The sequence below is a fragment of the Heyndrickxia oleronia genome, from assembly GCF_017809215.1.
Lineage (GTDB): Bacteria > Bacillota > Bacilli > Bacillales > Bacillaceae_C > Heyndrickxia > Heyndrickxia oleronia.
The window spans coordinates 4,741,035-4,761,586 of record NZ_CP065424.1; the positions used below are offsets into that span (position 1 = coordinate 4,741,035).

Sequence of the window (20,552 nt, forward strand, 5' to 3'; positions counted from 1 at the left end):
CCCTAGCGCACAAGTTCTTTTTCATGAGGTAGTACAGTGTCTGGATATATTTCCGTTGGATAATTTCCAGTAAAGCATGCTAAGCATTGACCACACTGATTTCCGTCTTGAGGTCTTCCAATCGCTTGCAGCATTCCATCAACACTTAAGAAGGTAAGGGAATCTGCACCAATGATGTCGCGAATTTCTTCAACACTATGCTTCGATGCAATTAACTCTTCATGTGTAGAAGTATCAATCCCATAAAAACAAGGATTCTTCATTGGCGGAGAGCTAATGCACACATGAACCTCTTTAGCTCCAGCTTCTCTTAGCATCGTGACAATTCTTCTACTTGTTGTTCCACGAACAATTGAGTCATCTACCATAACAACTCGCTTCCCTTCAACCACTCCACGAACTGGTGCTAACTTCATTCGGACCCCTTGCTCTCTTAGTGATTGTGAAGGCTGAATAAATGTTCTTCCAACATATCGATTTTTAATTAATCCCAATTCATAAGGAATCCCCGCAGATTCCGCATATCCGATCGCGGCAGAAATGCTTGAATCCGGAACGCCAGTGACAACATCCGCTTCTATTTGAGCTTCTATTGCCAATTGTTTCCCCATTCTTTTCCTAGCTGAGTGAACATTGATTCCGTGGATATTGCTATCCGGTCGTGAGAAATATACATATTCCATTGTACAAATAGCACTTGAGGTAGAATACGTAAATGGTTCAGAGCGAAGACCATGATCGTCAATAACAATGAGCTCCCCAGGTAGTACGTCACGAATAAATTCCGCTCCAATAATGTCAAATGCACATGTTTCGGAAGCTACACAATAAGCATCTCCAATTCGACCGATTGATAAGGGACGTAAACCATTTGGATCAAGTGCAACCATTAACTCTGATTCCGTCATTAATAAAAATGCATAGGCACCTTTCAACATTGTTAAAGCATTTTTTAATTGATCCTTTAAGGAAAGGAAGCCACTTCTTTTAATTAAGTGGGCTAATACTTCTGTATCAGAGCTTGTTTGAAAAATACTCCCTTGTGCCTCAAGCTGATGCTTTAAGGCATTAGCATTGACTATATTCCCATTATGGGCAAGGGCTAAGCTGCCATTTTGAGAGTGGAAGAGGAGAGGTTGAACATTTTCAACTCCACCCCCACCAGCTGTTGCATAACGAACATGACCAATCGCAGATTGTCCTTCTAATTTTTCAATCTTTCCTTCAGTAAAGACTTCTGTGACAAGTCCTTCTCCTTTTATTCCGTGTAAACTTTCTCCATCGGTTACAACAATACCTGCCCCTTCCTGACCACGATGTTGCAGGCTGTGCAAACCATAATAAGTAATTTTTGCTGCATCTGGATGACCCCAAATTCCGAAAACACCGCACTCTTCATTCAAACCCTTTATTTCAGCAAGCATGGGATAGCCCCTTTCCAAGCTTGCTCACACTCGTGAACATCCGCTTCGATAATGACCTTATGACTTGTATCTTTAATCAAAAGCTTTTCATCGCCGGTTACTCGACCAATTAAATAGGAATGATCAACGTTAGCTTCAAATTGTTCCTTATCCTCTTCTTTGACAGATACAATAAATCTAGACTGCGTCTCACTAAATAGAGCAACTACAGGGTTTCCATCAAGGATAACCTCTGCCCCTAAACCATTTGTTCCAAATAAACACTCCGCTAAGGCAACTGCTAGTCCACCTTCAGCAATATCATGAGCTGAAGAAACTATACCTTCTTTAATCACGGACAACAGCTGAGCCTGTCTATTAGACTCAATTGCTAAATCAATCGTCGGTGATTTGCCAAAAATATCGTTATTCTGCATTTTCTGAAGCTCACTGCCCCCGAATTCAGGCTTTGTCTCACCAATAAGGTAAATGAGATCACCATTATGTTTAAATTGCTGTGTTGTAATGTGGTTAAGGTCTTCAATTAAGCCAACCATTCCAATTACAGGTGTTGGATAAATTGCTTCTCCTTTTGTTTCATTATAAAGAGAGACATTTCCGCCAATAACGGGACTATTAAGTGCACGACATGCTTCACTCATACCATCTGCTGCCTTTTCAAGCTGCCAAAAGATTTCTGGTTTCTCCGGATTACCAAAATTCAGACAATCAGTAATCGCTAATGGCTGTCCTCCAGAACAAACAATATTTCTTGCTGCCTCTGCTACAGCAATTTTCCCACCTGTCTCTGGATCTAAATATAAATAGCGGGAATTACAATCCGTTGTCATCGCTAATGCTTTTCTGGTTCCACGGATTCTAACTACCGCAGCATCAGATCCTGGAGTAACAACCGTATTCGTACGTACTTGATGATCGTACTGTTTATATACCCATTCCTTGCTAGAGATTGTAGGCTGTTTTAATAGATTGACCAGTGTATTCTTATAATCTTCAACACTCGGAATCTCTTCATTCATTTCTTGGAATTCACGATAATAAGCTGGCTCTTCTGAAGGCTTGTAATATACTGGCGCATCTTCAGCAAGTGCATCCGTCGGTACATCTGCAACAATCTTTCCATGATGGATGAGTCGAAGCTTCTTATCATCTGTTACACGTCCAACAGAAACTGCTTCTAATCCATATTTAGAAAATAAATCAACGATCTCTTGCTCTCTTCCTTGCTTAACAACAATCAACATTCTTTCCTGTGATTCTGAAAGCATCATTTCATAAGCTGTCATACCTGTTTCACGTTGTGGTATATGGTCTAAGTTCATTTCAATACCCGATCCAGCTTTACTTGCCATTTCTGCAGATGAACTTGTGAGACCAGCTGCACCCATATCCTGTATACCAACTAAGGCATCAGACTTCACCAATTCAAGACAAGCTTCTAATAATAGTTTTTCCATGAATGGATCTCCTACTTGGACAGCTGGACGCTTTTCTTCTGATTTCTCACTTAATTCTTCAGAAGCAAAAGTCGCCCCATGGATTCCATCTCTACCTGTTTTCGCTCCGACATACATCACGGTATTTCCTACACCAGTTGCTTGACCTTTTTGGATATCTTGATGATCAATTAGGCCAACACACATGGCATTTACTAGTGGATTCCCTTCATAAGAAGGATCAAATTGAACCTCTCCACCAACTGTAGGAATCCCAATGCAATTACCATAGCCGGCAATACCAGCTACCACTTCTTTAAATAAATAGTTTGTTCTGGAATTTTCCAATTCCCCAAAACGTAATGAATTTAATAAGGCAATCGGTCTTGCTCCCATGGAAAACACATCACGGATAATCCCGCCTACTCCCGTTGCAGCTCCTTGATAGGGCTCAATAGCTGATGGGTGATTATGACTCTCTATTTTAAAGACAACGGCCTGATTATCGCCAATATCAACAATACCTGCCCCTTCTCCAGGACCTTGAAGGACTCTTTCACCTTTGGTTGGAAATTTTTTTAGTATCGGTTTGGAATTTTTATAGCTACAGTGTTCTGACCACATAACAGAAAACAGTCCTGTTTCTGTATAGTTTGGCAATCTACCTAAAATGTTCTCGATCATGACGAATTCTTCATCAGTTAAGCCCATTTCACGATATATTTTTTCTTCTTTTATTTGGGATGGATGTGGTTCAAGCATTAACGACATGAGCTTCCCTCCAGTTCTTAACTATTGATTGAAATAATTTAAGTCCATCTGCACTTCCTAGTAATTCATCAACTGCTCGTTCCGGATGTGGCATCATGCCAAGGACATTGCCCTTTTCATTGATTATGCCTGCGATGTTGGCAATACTGCCATTGGGGTTATGATTATAAGTAAAGACAATTTGTTTATTCTCTTTTAAACGTGTTAATGTTTCTTCATCACAATAATAATTCCCTTCACCATGGGCAATCGGAATATTTATCATTTCATCTTTTTCATATTGTGAAGTAAAAATTGTGTTTCTATTTTCAACTTTTAATTGAACTGTTTGACAAATAAACTGTAAGCTATCATTTCTTCTCATTGCACCTGGAAGTAGACCAGATTCTAATAAAATTTGAAATCCATTGCAGACACCTAAAATTGGTTTACCTGCTTCAGCAGCTTTAATTACTTGCTTCATAACATTGGAGAATCGAGCAATGGCTCCCGATCTTAAATAGTCACCATAAGAAAAACCGCCCGGTAAAAGAATTCCATCAAATTCGTCAAGATGTTCCGAATCATGCCATACATACTCAACTTCTTCTCCAAGTTCATCCTTAATTGCATGAAACATGTCTACGTCACAGTTAGAACCAGGAAATACGATTACGGCAAATCTCACTGTGCAACACTCTCCTCAATTTCATATCGGTAATCTTCAATAACAGTATTAGCAAGGAGACGTGTACATAGCTCATGAATAACCTCTTCTATATCACGATCGCTTTTTTCAATTATCAGCTCCATATATTTACCAATTCTTACATCTGTCACCTCACGATAATTCATACTGTGAAGTGAATTTTTAACGGCTGTTCCTTGTGGATCCAAAACACTTTCTCTTAAAGTTACATAAACCTTTACTTTATACATGTGTTGTTTCCCCCTTCAAGCGATTTAATATTTCCTGGTAGACAATTGTTATGTCTCCTAAATCTCGTCGAAAAACATCTTTATCTAGCTTTTGATTGGTTTTCTTATCCCATAATCGGCAAGTATCTGGTGAAATTTCATCAGCTAGTAATATTGCTCCTCTAGTATCCTTACCAAATTCTAGTTTAAAATCAACTAAGCGAACGCCTAACTCTAAAAAGATTTTTGATAAAATATCGTTTATTTTCAGTGCTTGTTGTTTTAAAAGAGCAAGTTCTTGTAAACTAGCAATCTCTAATACTTCAATATGGTCCTCTGTAATTAAAGGGTCGCCTAATTCATCATTTTTGTAATAGAATTCAACAATCGGTTGCTTTAATCGTGTTCCTTCTTCCAATCCAAGTCTATTCGCTAAGCTTCCCGCCACGATATTTCTCGTTACAACCTCTAGGGGGATAATTGAAACCTGTTGAACCAGCTGTTCATATCCAGAGATTTTTTCAATAAAATGACTTTCAATTCCAAATTCCTTTAATCGCGCGAAAATTATACTTGTAATTTCATTATTAAGCTGTCCTTTACCAGCAATCTCTGATTTCTTCTCCCCGTTAAATGCGGTTGCAGAATCCTTATATTCAATCCACAAAACGCCAGCACTATCTGTTTTGTAAACCCTCTTTGCCTTCCCTTCATACATCAACTCTTGTTTCTCCATTACATGAGCCCCCTAAGGTGTTAGACACTTACGATTATGAATCGTAAGTGTCTAGTTTATTAGAAATGCATTAAGCTATTAGTTAAAAGCTGCTAGAGATCCTATATTTAATTAAGTCCTAAGCGCTCAAAGATGATGTCTACATTTTTTAGATGATAGTTATAATCGAAGCAATCAGCAATTTCTTCTTTGCTTAGTTTGCTCTGGATGACAGGATCTGCTTCGATAAGATCACGGAATGGAATTTGTTTTTCCCACGCCTCCATTGCTCTCGGTTGAACAGTATCATATGCTTCTTCACGGACCATTCCCTTATCAATTAGTGCTAGCAGCACACGTTGTGAATAAATAAGTCCAAGGGTCTTATCCATATTTCGCTTCATGTTATCAGGGAATACAGTTAAGTTTTTCACGATGTTCGCAAAGCGATTCAGCATATAATTCAAGGCAATCGTCGCATCAGGTAAAATAATTCGTTCTGCAGATGAATGGGAAATATCTCTTTCATGCCATAATGCTACATTTTCGTAGGCTGTTGTCATATAGCCACGAATAACACGAGCCATACCTGTCATATTCTCCGATCCTATTGGATTTCTCTTATGTGGCATCGCAGACGATCCTTTTTGACCTTTAGCAAAAAACTCTTCTACTTCACGAGTTTCACTTTTTTGTAATCCGCGAATCTCAACAGCAAACTTTTCAATTGATGTTGCAACTAGTGCTAATGTTGCCATATAGTGTGCGTGACGATCTCTTTGTAATGTTTGTGTTGAAATAGGTGCTGCCTGTAATCCAAGCTTTTCGCATACATATTTCTCAACAAATGGATCGATATTTGCATACGTACCTACTGCTCCTGAAATCTTACCAAACTCTACACCAGCTGCTGCTTGCTTAAATCTCTCAAGATTACGTTTCATTTCTTCATACCATAATCCGAGTTTTAAACCGAATGTAGTTGGTTCTGCATGGACACCATGGGTTCTTCCCATCATTACCGTATATTTATGTTCCTTTGCTTTATCAGCAATGATTCCAATAAAATTCTCAATATCTTTTAAAATAATTTCGTTTGCTTGCTTTAATAAATAGGATAAAGCTGTATCTACGACATCCGTTGAAGTTAATCCGTAATGTACCCATTTTCGTTCTTCACCTAATGATTCTGAAACTGCTCTTGTAAAAGCTACCACATCATGGCGAGTTTCTTCCTCAATCTCTTTAATACGATTTACATCAAATGTTGCATGTTCACGGATCTTTTGTACATCCTCTTTCGGTATTTCTCCAAGTTCAGCCCATGCCTCACACGCTAAGATCTCTACCTCTAGCCATGCCTTAAAACGATTTTCTTCTGTCCAAATAGCGCCCATTTCTGGACGTGTATAACGATCAATCATTCATTTTTCCTCCGATTCTAAATTCCAAATCCCACTATTATTTAAATCTAATAATGTGATATCAATATTATCTGTCAAAACTGTAACATGTCCCATTTTCCTTTGATGCTTTGCTTGAGCCTTTCCATATAAATGTATAGACCAATCTGAATGTAATGGAATTTGTTTGATTAATTTTGCCACATGTTGACCTAATACATTCACCATTACGACTGGTTTTAATAGTTTAGGCTGACTTAATGGCCAGTTGCAAATGGATCGAATATGCTGTGCAAATTGAGAAAAATCACATGCTTCAATCGAGTAATGTCCCGAATTATGTGGTCTAGGAGCTAGTTCATTAATAAATATGTCTCCATCCCTAGTCACAAACATCTCAACTGCTAATGTTCCAACAAGATGAATATGATCTGCAATTTGTCTTGCTAGTCTATATGCAGTTTCAGCGATATCTTCTTTTATACGTGCTGGGACAATGGTTTGATGCAAAATATTGTCTACATGAATATTCTCTCCTACTGGAAAGCATTCCATGTCACCATTTCCGTTTCTAGTAATAATCACTGATATTTCCTTTTCAAATGCAAGCCATGACTCAAGAACACAAGGACCATGTACGAGAAGTTTTTCAGCCTCTAAGACATCTTGATTACTTCTCAATACATGCTGACCCTTTCCATCATATCCTCCACGGCTTGTTTTTAAAACACATGGATATCCGATTTGTTCAATCCCATTGAGTAATTCCGCTTTTGAGTGGATTACCTCATACGGTGCCACTTTAACACCTGCATCGATAAGTGTACGTTTTTCAGTGATTCGATCCTGTGTGATACGGATAATTTCTGCGCCTTGCGGGACATTTGCTATTTTCGTCAGCGAAACTAACGATTCATAGTCAATGTTTTCAAATTCAAATGTGATGACATCACATTTTTCTGCCAATCGTTGTAAAGCCTGAAAATCATCATAGCCGGCTGTTAATTGTTCATCGGCAACTTGACCACATGGACAATCATCAGTAGGGTCTAATACAATAATTCTAAACCCTGCTTCTTTAGCAGCTAATGCCATCATCCTACCTAATTGGCCTCCACCAATAATTCCAATGGTCTTCCCTGGTTGAATAAATGTATTATTCAAGATGATCACTACTTTCAAGCACACTTTTTTTTGTTTCTAAGCGTTTATTTTCTAATTGATTAGCGATTTCTTGATTATTTATAGATAGAATTTGTGCAGCTAAAAGCCCTGCATTTTGAGCGCCTGCTTTCCCGATAGCTACGGTTGCTACTGGGACTCCACCAGGCATTTGTACGATTGATAATAATGAATCTAAGCCATTTAAAGCCTTCGATTGAATGGGTACTCCAATTACAGGAAGCGTTGTTTTTGCTGCAATCATTCCTGGTAAATGAGCTGCACCACCTGCCCCAGCAATAATCACTTCTAGACCTCGGTCTCTGGCAGTTTCAGCATACTCAAACATTAAATCAGGAGTTCTATGAGCAGAAACTACCCTTTTTTCATACTTAATCTCTAATTCTTCTAATATTTCACAAGTATATTTCATTGTTTCCCAATCTGAAATACTTCCCATAATAACTCCGACTTTGGTTTTCATATAGGCCTCCGTCATAATTTTTAAAATAAATAACCCGGATAAATCTGCTATCAGTTGAGAGAAAGCAGTTCATCCGGGAGAAAAGCGAATTCAAATAAATGGAAGATAAATCCCAAAATCGACTTTCTCTCATAGTCCAATCATTTACGGTAATTGGGTAGAAACGTATGGGCCATATCCCCATTATATATGAGAGGAATATTTAACTTTAACTTTTACATTTACATCTTAACAATAGGTTTACCCCATGTCAATCAAAAATCGAACAATCATTTATCGTTAATTACAAATGTTCGTGTTTTATTCGGTCTTTTGGCCTTCAAACACAATAATTCGACTAATTGGTTCATATTCAGTATCTTTATCAGTAACAACTTCTTTAAAAATTGGCTTTTCAATTCTTCTTACTGGACGATACCCCTCTTTTTCCATACGGGTCAAGCAATCAGATATCGTTTCATTCTGTAGTACTTCAAATTGCTTTTTTTTACTCATGCTTCAATTTTCCTTTCTTTACACTTTTCACCCAAAACCCACCATAAATAGTTTTAGGTTCATATGCAATAATAAAAGCCTTAGGATCTAATTCCTTAATTTTTTGATATAATTTTAATTCATATTTTCGTGGTGTTAGAATTTGTAGTGCCATTCGATCACCTTCCAAGCCATTCGCTGCCCAACTTGTTACACCATACCCACTATCTCTTAATTGTTTAGGTAAATCCTTGTCATATTCTTTCGTAATAACATTAACTGTAATATATCCTAATGCTAGCTTTTCCTCTAATTTCATTCCAACAATCACACCAATACCATACCCTACGGCATAAGCAATAATGTTTTGGATATGATTTAAATTATCGAGGACTAGTCCCAATCCGACTACATATATTATGATTTCAATCATACTTACAAATGCTGCTATGTATCGATAACCCTTTAAGGTTAAAATCATCCGGATTGTAAAAAAAGAAACATAAACAATGTTAATAATCAAAATAATAAATACCATTATAATACTGTTTTGAAGCAATACAAGCCCTCCCAGAAAAATAGCATTACTTTATATTTTTCCTAAAATTAATTTATCAAACAGATTTTTTGATATTTATCATTTGAAATAGAAAATAGTGATTGGTTTATCAGGAGTGTTTGAAGGGTCCAATTATTTTTTTGAATGGTTCAGCAATTTTTTTGAAGTGTTTCTTTATACATATATATGGTTCTACGATTTCTGAATGGTTTTGTTCTGTTTGTTGATGGTTTTTAATATTATTTGTAGTGTTTCTTCACTATTTTGTTTGGTCTGAAACTCATTTTAATGGGTTTATCAGCTACAATTTATTTAAAAGAAAAATTATAAAACAAATAAAAAACCACAGATAAATTCTGTGGCTTCATTTTGCCTGGCAACGTCCTACTCTTGCAGGGGGAGAGCCCCCAACTACCATCGGCGCTAAGAAGCTTAACTTCCGTGTTCGGGATGGGAACGGGTGTGACCTTCTTGCCATAATTACCAGACTATATTTTATTAAGGGTTTATTCCCTCAAAACTAGATATATAAAGAAGTAACGGTTCATAACCTCAAATCTATTTGGTTAAGTCTTCGATCTATTAGTATTCGTCAGCTCCATGTGTCGCCACACTTCCACCTCGAACCTATCAACCTGATCATCTTTCAGGGATCTTATTTAGATAAACTAAGGGAAATCTCATCTTGAGGGGGGCTTCATGCTTAGATGCTTTCAGCACTTATCCCTTCCGCACATAGCTACCCAGCGATGCCTTTGGCAAGACAACTGGTACACCAGCGGTGCGTCCATCCCGGTCCTCTCGTACTAAGGACAGCTCCTCTCAAATTTCCTACGCCCACGACGGATAGGGACCGAACTGTCTCACGACGTTCTGAACCCAGCTCGCGTACCGCTTTAATGGGCGAACAGCCCAACCCTTGGGACCGACTACAGCCCCAGGATGCGATGAGCCGACATCGAGGTGCCAAACCTCCCCGTCGATGTGGACTCTTGGGGGAGATAAGCCTGTTATCCCCGGGGTAGCTTTTATCCGTTGAGCGATGGCCCTTCCATGCGGAACCACCGGATCACTAAGCCCGACTTTCGTCCCTGCTCGACTTGTAGGTCTCGCAGTCAAGCTCCCTTGTGCCTTTACACTCTGCGAATGATTTCCAACCATTCTGAGGGAACCTTTGGGCGCCTCCGTTACCTTTTAGGAGGCGACCGCCCCAGTCAAACTGCCTGCCTGACACTGTCTCCCACCCCGATTCAGGGGTGCGGGTTAGAATTTCAATACAGCCAGGGTAGTATCCCACCGATGCCTCCACCGAAGCTGGCGCTCCGGTTTCAAAGGCTCCTACCTATCCTGTACAAGCTGTACCAAAATTCAATATCAAGCTGCAGTAAAGCTCCACGGGGTCTTTCCGTCCTGTCGCGGGTAACCTGCATCTTCACAGGTACTATAATTTCACCGAGTCTCTCGTTGAGACAGTGCCCAGATCGTTGCGCCTTTCGTGCGGGTCAGAACTTACCTGACAAGGAATTTCGCTACCTTAGGACCGTTATAGTTACGGCCGCCGTTTACTGGGGCTTCAATTCAAAGCTTCGTCTTGCGACTAACCTCTCCTCTTAACCTTCCAGCACCGGGCAGGCGTCAGCCCCTATACTTCGCCTTACGGCTTCGCAGAGACCTGTGTTTTTGCTAAACAGTCGCCTGGGCCTATTCACTGCGGCTCTCTCGGGCTTGCACCTAACAGAGCACCCCTTCTCCCGAAGTTACGGGGTCATTTTGCCGAGTTCCTTAACGAGAGTTCTCTCGCTCACCTTAGGATTCTCTCCTCGCCTACCTGTGTCGGTTTGCGGTACGGGCACCTTTCACCTCACTAGAGGATTTTCTAGGCAGTGTGGAATCAGGAACTTCGGTACTAAATTTCCCTCGCCATCACAGCTCAAGGTACATGGTGACGGGATTTGCCTCGTCACCCCTCTAACTGCTTGGACGCACTATTCCAGCAGTGCGCTTACCCTATCCTCCTGCGTCCCCCATCGTTCAAACGGTGAAGAGGTGGTACAGGAATATCAACCTGTTGTCCATCGCCTACGCCTTTCGGTATCGGCTTAGGTCCCGACTAACCCTGAGCGGACGAGCCTTCCTCAGGAAACCTTAGGCATTCGGTGGAAGGGATTCTCACCCTTCTTTCGCTACTCATACCGGCATTCTCACTTCTAAGCGCTCCACCAGTCCTTACGGTCTAGCTTCGCAGCCCTTAGAACGCTCTCCTACCACGGACATCCAGCATTTTTCCGAAGGAAAAGATGCATTGGTGTCCATCCACAGCTTCGGTGATACGTTTAGCCCCGGTACATTTTCGGCGCAGAGTCACTCGACCAGTGAGCTATTACGCACTCTTTAAATGGTGGCTGCTTCTAAGCCAACATCCTGGTTGTCTAAGCAACTCCACATCCTTTTCCACTTAACGTATACTTTGGGACCTTAGCTGGTGGTCTGGGCTGTTTCCCTCTTGACTACGGATCTTATCACTCGCAGTCTGACTCCTAAGGATAAGTCATTGGCATTCGGAGTTTGTCTGAATTCGGTAACCCGATGAGGGCCCCTAGTCCAAACAGTGCTCTACCTCCAAGACTCTTACCTTAAGGCTAGCCCTAAAGCTATTTCGGAGAGAACCAGCTATCTCCAAGTTCGATTGGAATTTCTCCGCTACCCACACCTCATCCCCGCACTTTTCAACGTGCGTGGGTTCGGGCCTCCAGTAAGTGTTACCTTACCTTCACCCTGGACATGGGTAGATCACCTGGTTTCGGGTCTACGACCTCATACTTAATCGCCCTATTCAGACTCGCTTTCGCTGCGGCTCCGCCTCTTCAGCTTAACCTTGCATGAAATCGTAACTCGCCGGTTCATTCTACAAAAGGCACGCTATCACTCTGCATAAAGCATAGAGCTCTAACTACTTGTAGGCACACGGTTTCAGGTTCTCTTTCACTCCCCTTCCGGGGTGCTTTTCACCTTTCCCTCACGGTACTGGTTCACTATCGGTCACTAGGGAGTATTTAGCCTTGGGAGATGGTCCTCCCTGCTTCCGACGGGATTTCACGTGTCCCGCCGTACTCAGGATCCACTCTGGAGGGGAACGAAGTTTCAACTACAGGGTTGTTACCTTCTTTGACGGGCCTTTCCAGACCTCTTCATTTACTCCGTTCCTTTGTAACTCCGTATAGAGTGTCCTACAACCCCAAGAGGCAAGCCTCTTGGTTTGGGCTTCTTCCGTTTCGCTCGCCGCTACTCAGGAAATCGCAATTGCTTTCTCTTCCTCCGGGTACTTAGATGTTTCAGTTCCCCGGGTCTGCCTTCCTTACTCTATGTATTCAAGTAAGGATACTACCCCATTACGGGCAGTGGGTTCCCCCATTCGGAAATCTCCGGATCAAAGCTCGCTTACAGCTCCCCGAAGCATATCGGTGTTAGTCCCGTCCTTCATCGGCTCCTAGTGCCAAGGCATTCACCGTGCGCCCTTACTAACTTAACCTACGGCCAATGATAAGCTTCGAATCTCTTCGTCAACTCACTCATTCGCATCCTCACGTATGTTTAATACGCTACGGTGCTCCTTCGCTCGTTTCCTCGATCTTCTCGCTTCTCCTTGCCCTTTCAGTTTAAAAACTACTTAATGGATTCATCCATAAAGTGGCGATTCTCGGTTATTACTTGGTTACTTCTTAATATTATCTAGTTTTCAAGGAACAATCCGGCGAATGATAAGCTTCGAATCTCTTCGTCAGCGCACTCACTCACATCCTCACGTATGTTTATACGTTCCGGTGCTCGTTCGCTTGCTTCCTCGACCTTCTCGCTTCTAATTCACCTCTATTAAACTGAAAGGATTAACCTTTCAAAACTGAACAAAACAGAAGACGTCTTAACCACGTAAGTGGTTTTCCATATTCCTTAGAAAGGAGGTGATCCAGCCGCACCTTCCGATACGGCTACCTTGTTACGACTTCACCCCAATCATCTGTCCCACCTTCGGCGGCTGGCTCCAAAAGGTTACCTCACCGACTTCGGGTGTTACAAACTCTCGTGGTGTGACGGGCGGTGTGTACAAGGCCCGGGAACGTATTCACCGCGGCATGCTGATCCGCGATTACTAGCGATTCCGGCTTCATGTAGGCGAGTTGCAGCCTACAATCCGAACTGAGAATGGTTTTATGGGATTGGCTAAACCTCGCGGTCTTGCAGCCCTTTGTACCATCCATTGTAGCACGTGTGTAGCCCAGGTCATAAGGGGCATGATGATTTGACGTCATCCCCACCTTCCTCCGGTTTGTCACCGGCAGTCACCTTAGAGTGCCCAACTGAATGCTGGCAACTAAGGTCAAGGGTTGCGCTCGTTGCGGGACTTAACCCAACATCTCACGACACGAGCTGACGACAACCATGCACCACCTGTCACTCCTGTCCCCGAAGGAAAATCCCTATCTCTAGGGAGGTCAAGAGGATGTCAAGACCTGGTAAGGTTCTTCGCGTTGCTTCGAATTAAACCACATGCTCCACCGCTTGTGCGGGCCCCGTCAATTCCTTTGAGTTTCAGCCTTGCGGCCGTACTCCCCAGGCGGAGTGCTTAATGCGTTAGCTGCAGCACTAAAGGGCGGAAACCCTCTAACACTTAGCACTCATCGTTTACGGCGTGGACTACCAGGGTATCTAATCCTGTTCGCTCCCCACGCTTTCGCGCCTCAGCGTCAGTTACAGACCAGAGAGTCGCCTTCGCCACTGGTGTTCCTCCACATCTCTACGCATTTCACCGCTACACGTGGAATTCCACTCTCCTCTTCTGCACTCAAGTCTCCCAGTTTCCAATGGCCGCTTGCGGTTGAGCCGCAAGATTTCACATCAGACTTAAGAAACCGCCTGCGCGCGCTTTACGCCCAATAATTCCGGACAACGCTTGCCACCTACGTATTACCGCGGCTGCTGGCACGTAGTTAGCCGTGGCTTTCTGGTTAGGTACCGTCAAGGTACCGCCCTATTCGAACGATACTTGTTCTTCCCTAACAACAGAGTTTTACGATCCGAAAACCTTCATCACTCACGCGGCGTTGCTCCGTCAGACTTTCGTCCATTGCGGAAGATTCCCTACTGCTGCCTCCCGTAGGAGTCTGGGCCGTGTCTCAGTCCCAGTGTGGCCGATCACCCTCTCAAGTCGGCTACGCATCGTCGCCTTGGTGAGCCGTTACCTCACCAACTAGCTAATGCGCCGCGGGTCCATCTGTAAGTGATAGCCGAAGCCATCTTTCAATTCCCCTTCATGCGAAGAAAAAAGTTATCCGGTATTAGCCCCGGTTTCCCGGAGTTATCCCAGTCTTACAGGCAGGTTACCCACGTGTTACTCACCCGTCCGCCGCTAATCATCAGGGAGCAAGCTCCCATCAGATTCGCTCGACTTGCATGTATTAGGCACGCCGCCAGCGTTCGTCCTGAGCCAGGATCAAACTCTCCAAAAAGATGTTTGATATAGCTCTTATAAATAAAAGTAATTCATTGACGTTTCGTTTTGTTCAGTTTTCAAAGATCAATCATTGTTTTAAAGAAACAACTTTTATATCATATCATTTCTTTCAAATGATGTCAACAACTTTTTTAATTTATTTTTTCTTGTCTTAAAAACGACAATTAATAATATATCAAAAACCTTTTGTGTTGTCAACCGTTATTCATTATTTTCTCACTAGCAATTTCGCCAGTTCCTATATACTATCATCTATTTAACACTTGGTCAACCTTTATTTTTTAAAAATTTATATTGCTATTATTACAATCGAAATAATGTATTACCTTCTTTTTTTAGCAACCATACACTTTCCAAACTTATCTATTATATAACCACTAACTAAAAAAATAAGGATTGACTCTCAAGGTCAATCCTTATTGCATTTTACTTAATAGAAATAATATTAGATTCCTTCATCTCTACTAATCCTTCTTTTTCTAACACCACAGATTCTCCTTCTTTCAGGTTTGTAAATACAATTGGAGTCATTATTGAAGGAACTTTTTCTTTTAGAAATGCAAGATCTACTTTTAGTAAAGGTTGACCTGCAGATACTTGGTCTCCCTCATTTACTAGGGTTTCAAACCCTTCACCCTTCAAATTCACAGTATCTATTCCTACATGAATTAGAATTTCTCTACCTGTATCAGACATAATTCCTAAAGCATGTTTAGTAGGAAAGACATTTACGATTTTCCCATCAACTGGTGATGCAATGGTTCCTTCTAATGGAAGGATAGCAAATCCATCGCCCATCATTTTTCCGGAGAAAACTTGGTCAGGAACCTCTGTGATTGGTTTTAATTCTCCTTTTGCTGGAGAGACAAAATTTTCATTTACTTTTTCTATTTTTGATTGAAGTACATCTGGTTGTACCTCTTCAATTTGTTGCTGTACTTCTTCTTCTGGATTTGTCGCAGCTTTCCGTGGTCTTTTTCCAGAAATAATATCTTTCATTTGTGATTTTAATGTATCTGATTTTGGCCCAAAGATGGCTTGAATATTATTTCCAACCTCTAATACGCCTGCAGCACCTAATTTTTTCAAACGATCTTTATCTACATTTTTCACATCATTTACTTGAACACGAAGGCGAGTAATACAAGCATCTAAATTGGAGATGTTTTCTTGACCACCCATTGCTTCTAAAATGTCGAATGGTAAATCACTTGTAGGTTGCGCACTAGTTTCTTCTGTAGAGTCTTCAACATCCTCACGTCCAGGTGTTTTTAAATTAAATTTACGAATGGCGAATCGGAAACCAAAGTAATAGATAACCGCAAATACTAAACCGACTGGTATTACCCACCACCAGTGAGTTTGTTTATTTAGAACTCCAAATAATAGGAAGTCAATTAAACCTCCTGAAAAGGTCATTCCAATTTTAACATTTAGCAAGTGCATCACCATAAACGATAAACCAGCAAAAACAGCGTGTATTCCAAATAATACAGGAGCAACAAATAAGAACGAGAATTCTAGTGGCTCAGTAATACCTGTTAAAAATGATGTTAAAGCTGCGGAACCCATAATTCCTGCTACGAATTTTTTACGCTCTGGTCTCGCCTCATGGTAAATCGCTAAAGCTGCTGCTGGAAGTCCGAACATCATAAATGGATATTTACCAACTTGGAATGTACCTGCTGTTAAATTTTGAACACCATCTTGAATTTGTTTCATAAAGATCGTTTGGTCACCATGAACCACATTTCCGGCATGTGTTGTATAAGATCCAAACTCAAACCAGAATGGCGCATAGAAAATATGGTGTAATCCAAACGGAATAAGAGAACGTTCAATTAGCCCAAAAATAAATGCGGCCAATGTCTGTTGTGATCCAAGCATATAATTAGAAAATGCATTTAATCCATGTTGGATTGGAGGCCATATAATAATCATAATTAACCCTAAAATAACTGCTGAAGCTGCAGTTGCAATAGGAACAAATCGCTTACCCGCGAAAAAACCTAAGTACGAAGGTAGCTCAATTTCAAAAAACTTATTGTACATATAGGCAGCAATTAAACCAACAATAATCCCACCGAAAACCCCTGTTTGAAGAGTAGGAATTCCTAATACTAACGCATGAGCTGGATTGACATGTTCACCAATTACATCTGTCATTTCAATCCCTTTCGCAACACCCATGGTTACATTCATTATCAAATAACCTACAATAGCAGCTAATCCCGCTACACCTTCTCCACCAGTAAGTCCAACCGCTACACCTACTGCGAATAGTAAAGCTAGGTTATCAAAGATAATCCCACCAGCTTTTGCCATAACGTCAGCTACATGCTTGACCCAAGATGCATCTAAAAATGGTGCTATATCTACAAGTGTCGGATTCGTCAGTGCTGTACCGACTGCCAGTAAAATACCTGCAGCTGGCAAAATCGCCACGGGGAGCATCAATGCTTTACCCACTTTTTGTAAAACACCGAAGATTTTCTTAAACATGATAAAACCTCCTTCTTCTATTAAAACTAAAGATTTGCTCCATACCATTGAAAAATTACCTAACGAATATACTTTAGAGATGAATAGGGAACATATTTCCTTAACCATTCTTTAAAAGACAAATAAAAAAGGCATGAGCAAGAAAATAGAAAAGAGTTATATGGGATATACTTCCCATAAAAACTCATTTCATTATCTTCTTTACTCATGCCTGATCGAATCAGTAACACGTTATAATGATGACTATTTTTATTTTATTTTATTTTGAATACGCTGGAGGTGCATAGTTAAATAGACAGCTTCAGCTTCAAATACTGGTTTTTTCAATGTTTGTTGCATAATCTTAATTAGTTTCCATGCTAGATTGTAACATAGAGGGTATTCTTGTTTCAAGAAGAATGAAATTTTCTCTGGTTCATTTACCTTCTCACCACTTAAAACCCTTTCAATGGTGTAACGTAAATGTCGAACGAGACGCATATAATTTATTTCATTCTTATTTAGCTTTATCTCAAATTGTTCTTCAATGGTATGGACAAGTTGTGCAATTAATTGTGAGTTTTGATTAATTTCCGAAAGATTTTTACTCGTAACTGCACTGTGAATATGCAAGGCAATAAACCCAACTTCTCCAATAGGTAGCTCTATATTCGTCATTTCATTAATAAGATCGACTACCTCATTCGCCACTTCATATTCAGTAGGATATAATACTTTCGTTTCCTCATTAAACGGGTTTTTAATAGCGAGCCCCTTCATTAACCGATTAATCGCAAATAAAATATGATCAGTTAATGCCACATGAATATGTTCATCTAAATACTTAGCTGTTCTTTTACGAATTAAATCAATCGCGGAAATAATCACTTCTAGCGTCTCATCATCGATAAAAGGAAGGAGCTTTTTATATTGTTCTTGTTCTGTTTCGCCTTTTAATACAAAGAGCTTCTCAGCCTCTTGTTTTGAAATAGTACTACCCTTTTTTCGATTAAAGCCAATCCCTTTACCAATCAGGACAACTTCTTCATATTTAGAATTAGAAGCAATTAAAACATTATTATTCAGTACCTTTTTAACTTCAAACGCTTCCATATTAATTCTCCTAGATTTCAACTAATTCGAGCTTTATTAAGTTTACATAAAATATTAGATGATATCAATTTATTAAAATCAAAAAGGAACCTAGTTAGGTTCCCACTTAATTTATAATATGAAGATAAAGTATAAAATAAAGATAAAGAAGAACACATACATGACTGGATGAATTTCCTTCCATCTCCCCTTAAGAAGCATGGTAACTGGATAGAAGATAAAACCAATTCCAATACCTGTAGCAATAGAGTAAGTTAATGGCATCATGATAATTGTAAAAAAGGCAGGTACGGCAATTTCAAACTTTTTCCAATCGATTTCATTTAAGGTTGACACCATCAATACACCCACAACTATTAGTGCCGGAGCAGTCACTGGTGAAGTAATAACTCCTAGTACCGGGAAGAAAAATAGTGACAAAAGAAACAATATAGCTGTTATGACACTAGCAAATCCCGTTCTTGCTCCCGCTGCAACCCCAGCAGTTGATTCGATATAAGCCGTTGTAGTAGAAGTCCCAAGTATAGAACCAATCACAGTAGCAGATGAATCTGCAAATAATGCTCTTCCAGCACGCGGCAATTTATTATTCTTCATCAAACCAGCCTGGTTAGCTACCGCCACTAATGTTCCAGCCGTATCGAAAAAATCTACAAACAAAAAAGTTAATACAACAATAAGCATCTTCACAGTGAATAGGTCACTTGTATGATGAAAAAGTGTTTCAAATGGTGCACCAAAGGTCGGAGCGATACTAGGTACTGCACCAACTATCTTATGAGGAATATCAATTAATCCAACCACCATACCAGCAAGGGTTGTTATGATCATTCCAATGAAAATAGCACCCTTCCAGCCTCTAGTCATTAAAATAATAGTAAGTACAATACCGAAGATCGCAAGCAATGTATTACCATCTGTCAAATCTCCTAAACCTACTAATGTCGCATCATTATCAACAATAATACCAGCATTTCTTAAACCAATAAAAGTGATAAACAATCCGATTCCAGCACCGACTGCAAGCTTTAGTTCAACTGGAATAGCATTTATAATCTTCTCTCTAAATCCAAATAATGTTAATATAACGAAAATAATTCCCGAAAATAACACCCCTGTTAGTGCTTGCTGCCACGACATCCCGAGAGTTAATAAAACAGTATAAGCAAAAAAGGCATTTAACCCAACACCAGGTGCAAGGGCAATTGGGTATTTAGCTAAAAACGCCATAATCAGAGTACCAATTGCCGCTGCTAGTGCTGTAGCAACAAAAACAGCACCAGAATCCATTCTCAATTCATCTGGAAAATCCTTAACAGAGGATAAAGATAATGTTAACGGATTTAAGATAAGTATATAAGCCATCGATAGAAATGTAGTGACTCCACCAATAATCTCACGTCGATAGTTTGTTCCTAATTCATCGAATTGAAAGTACTTCTTCATAGACTTCTTCCCCCTTGTCTCTTCTATTTTTTATCGCTAAAAACAAGGCCGCCCAAAACAAAAGAGTCTGGCCCACAAAGCAATATCTAGTAAAAGTTCATACATTTCTAGACTTTGCTTGGGGGTCAGACCCTTAATAGACTGCCTTGAAAGACTTTAAGGAATGAGAAAATCAGTATATGGGAAAATAAGAAATCCTATTTACTCTCATAACCTCGTAGTCAAGCTATTTACGGCAGCTTGGTAGAAACTTACAGGCCATATCCCCGAAATTATACGATGTTATTTTTTCGATTTTATATTCTCATCTTAACCGGATCTTTCGTACTAGTCAATATTCAATACGAATATTATGTTGGAAAATATTTATATTGTTCGTGTTTTTCTCCCATTCAACAGATTATAACTCTATTGAACACTTGATGTCACCATGCCATTTTGGCGGGGTAGTTTCTTTTCTTAACAATCTCCTATATAGAAAATTTCATTAATTAAAATTTTTTACCATGAATCCGATTTTAAAAATCATATTACTTTTCAATTTTGCTATAGCATCAGGAATAATAACTTTATTAATAATCAACTGACTAACTTTAGAATTTATCGTAGAATATTTAAAATCATCAAAAATCCCATCGATTATTTCAAATCTGAAAGAATTGATAATATTCTTTCTACA

13 protein-coding genes, 3 rRNA genes and 2 riboswitches are annotated in these 20,552 nt (G+C 40.1%); all 16 genes read right to left on the reverse strand.

Annotation, left to right across the window (positions count from 1 at the left end; translation table 11 throughout):
• Nucleotides 1-2: 2 nt before the first annotated feature.
• A complete protein-coding gene (gene purF, locus I5818_RS23770) occupies nt 3-1,424 on the reverse strand; it encodes an amidophosphoribosyltransferase (RefSeq protein WP_058004480.1) in 1,422 nt (473 codons plus the stop codon).
• Nucleotides 1,409-3,631, reverse strand: a complete 2,223-nt coding sequence (gene purL / locus I5818_RS23775; RefSeq protein WP_071977420.1) for a phosphoribosylformylglycinamidine synthase subunit PurL — start codon at nt 3,629-3,631, stop codon at nt 1,409-1,411. Before purL ends, purF begins: the two co-directional genes overlap by 16 nt.
• Nucleotides 3,615-4,298: a phosphoribosylformylglycinamidine synthase subunit PurQ gene (purQ, locus tag I5818_RS23780; RefSeq protein WP_058004478.1), complete on the reverse strand. Its 684-nt coding sequence runs from the start codon at nt 4,296-4,298 to the stop codon at nt 3,615-3,617. Before purQ ends, purL begins: the two co-directional genes overlap by 17 nt.
• Nucleotides 4,295-4,549 carry a phosphoribosylformylglycinamidine synthase subunit PurS gene (gene purS, locus I5818_RS23785; protein ID WP_058004477.1) on the reverse strand — a complete coding sequence of 85 codons (255 nt, stop codon included), beginning with the start codon at nt 4,547-4,549 and terminating at the stop codon, nt 4,295-4,297. The genes purQ and purS overlap by 4 nt, the downstream gene beginning before the upstream one ends.
• Complete coding sequence (gene purC, locus I5818_RS23790; RefSeq protein WP_071977419.1) at nt 4,542-5,264, reverse strand: phosphoribosylaminoimidazolesuccinocarboxamide synthase; 723 nt, start codon at nt 5,262-5,264, stop codon at nt 4,542-4,544. Before purC ends, purS begins: the two co-directional genes overlap by 8 nt.
• A 107-nt stretch (nt 5,265-5,371) precedes the next feature.
• Nucleotides 5,372-6,667 carry an adenylosuccinate lyase gene (purB, locus tag I5818_RS23795; RefSeq protein ID WP_058004475.1) on the reverse strand — a complete coding sequence of 432 codons (1,296 nt, stop codon included), beginning with the start codon at nt 6,665-6,667 and terminating at the stop codon, nt 5,372-5,374.
• Nucleotides 6,668-7,810 carry a 5-(carboxyamino)imidazole ribonucleotide synthase gene (purK, locus tag I5818_RS23800; RefSeq protein ID WP_071977418.1) on the reverse strand — a complete coding sequence of 381 codons (1,143 nt, stop codon included), beginning with the start codon at nt 7,808-7,810 and terminating at the stop codon, nt 6,668-6,670.
• The gene (gene purE / locus I5818_RS23805) at nt 7,803-8,291 is read right to left on the reverse strand and encodes a 5-(carboxyamino)imidazole ribonucleotide mutase (protein ID WP_071977417.1); all 489 of its coding nucleotides are present in this window, start codon (nt 8,289-8,291) and stop codon (nt 7,803-7,805) included. Before purE ends, purK begins: the two co-directional genes overlap by 8 nt.
• 112 nt (nt 8,292-8,403) lie before the next feature.
• A riboswitch (purine riboswitch) is annotated at nt 8,404-8,504 on the reverse strand.
• Between the two features lie 87 nt (nt 8,505-8,591).
• Nucleotides 8,592-8,786 (reverse strand): NETI motif-containing protein, encoded by a 195-nt coding sequence (locus I5818_RS23810; protein WP_058004472.1) that lies wholly within the window; start codon nt 8,784-8,786, stop codon nt 8,592-8,594.
• Entirely contained in the window at nt 8,779-9,324 is a 546-nt protein-coding gene (locus tag I5818_RS23815; RefSeq protein WP_071977416.1) for a DUF2179 domain-containing protein, read from the reverse strand. Before I5818_RS23815 ends, I5818_RS23810 begins: the two co-directional genes overlap by 8 nt.
• Nucleotides 9,325-9,695: 371 nt before the next feature.
• Nucleotides 9,696-9,812, reverse strand: a 5S ribosomal RNA gene (rrf, locus tag I5818_RS23820).
• Between the two features lie 74 nt (nt 9,813-9,886).
• A 23S ribosomal RNA gene (locus tag I5818_RS23825) occupies nt 9,887-12,853 on the reverse strand.
• A 423-nt stretch (nt 12,854-13,276) separates the two neighbouring features.
• Nucleotides 13,277-14,828: ribosomal RNA gene (locus I5818_RS23830) — 16S ribosomal RNA — on the reverse strand.
• Together the 16S, 23S and 5S rRNA genes form the textbook arrangement of a ribosomal RNA operon.
• A 431-nt stretch (nt 14,829-15,259) precedes the next feature.
• On the reverse strand, nt 15,260-17,335 hold the full coding sequence (gene ptsG / locus I5818_RS23835; RefSeq protein WP_071975561.1) for a glucose-specific PTS transporter subunit IIBC: 2,076 nt from the start codon (nt 17,333-17,335) through the stop codon (nt 15,260-15,262).
• 249 nt (nt 17,336-17,584) lie between these two features.
• Nucleotides 17,585-18,427, reverse strand: a complete 843-nt coding sequence (glcT, locus tag I5818_RS23840) for a glucose PTS transporter transcription antiterminator GlcT (protein ID WP_058006750.1) — start codon at nt 18,425-18,427, stop codon at nt 17,585-17,587.
• A gap of 111 nt (nt 18,428-18,538) precedes the next feature.
• Nucleotides 18,539-19,873 (reverse strand): NCS2 family permease, encoded by a 1,335-nt coding sequence (locus tag I5818_RS23845; protein WP_058006751.1) that lies wholly within the window; start codon nt 19,871-19,873, stop codon nt 18,539-18,541.
• 198 nt (nt 19,874-20,071) lie between these two features.
• A riboswitch (purine riboswitch) is annotated at nt 20,072-20,173 on the reverse strand.
• Nucleotides 20,174-20,552 lie beyond the last annotated feature (379 nt).

Coding starts and splice junctions, on each gene's coding strand:
- I5818_RS23845 (WP_058006751.1), bottom strand. CDS start 19,873: ATGAAGAAGTACTTTCAATTCGATGAATTAGGAACAAACTATCGACGT.
- purF (WP_058004480.1), bottom strand. CDS start 1,424: ATGCTTGCTGAAATAAAGGGTTTGAATGAAGAGTGCGGTGTTTTCGGA.
- purB (WP_058004475.1), bottom strand. CDS start 6,667: ATGATTGATCGTTATACACGTCCAGAAATGGGCGCTATTTGGACAGAA.
- purC (WP_071977419.1), bottom strand. CDS start 5,264: ATGGAGAAACAAGAGTTGATGTATGAAGGGAAGGCAAAGAGGGTTTAC.
- glcT (WP_058006750.1), bottom strand. CDS start 18,427: ATGGAAGCGTTTGAAGTTAAAAAGGTACTGAATAATAATGTTTTAATT.
- purL (WP_071977420.1), bottom strand. CDS start 3,631: ATGTCGTTAATGCTTGAACCACATCCATCCCAAATAAAAGAAGAAAAA.
- I5818_RS23810 (WP_058004472.1), bottom strand. CDS start 8,786: ATGAGTAAAAAAAAGCAATTTGAAGTACTACAGAATGAAACGATATCT.
- purS (WP_058004477.1), bottom strand. CDS start 4,549: ATGTATAAAGTAAAGGTTTATGTAACTTTAAGAGAAAGTGTTTTGGAT.
- purE (WP_071977417.1), bottom strand. CDS start 8,291: ATGAAAACCAAAGTCGGAGTTATTATGGGAAGTATTTCAGATTGGGAA.
- ptsG (WP_071975561.1), bottom strand. CDS start 17,335: ATGTTTAAGAAAATCTTCGGTGTTTTACAAAAAGTGGGTAAAGCATTG.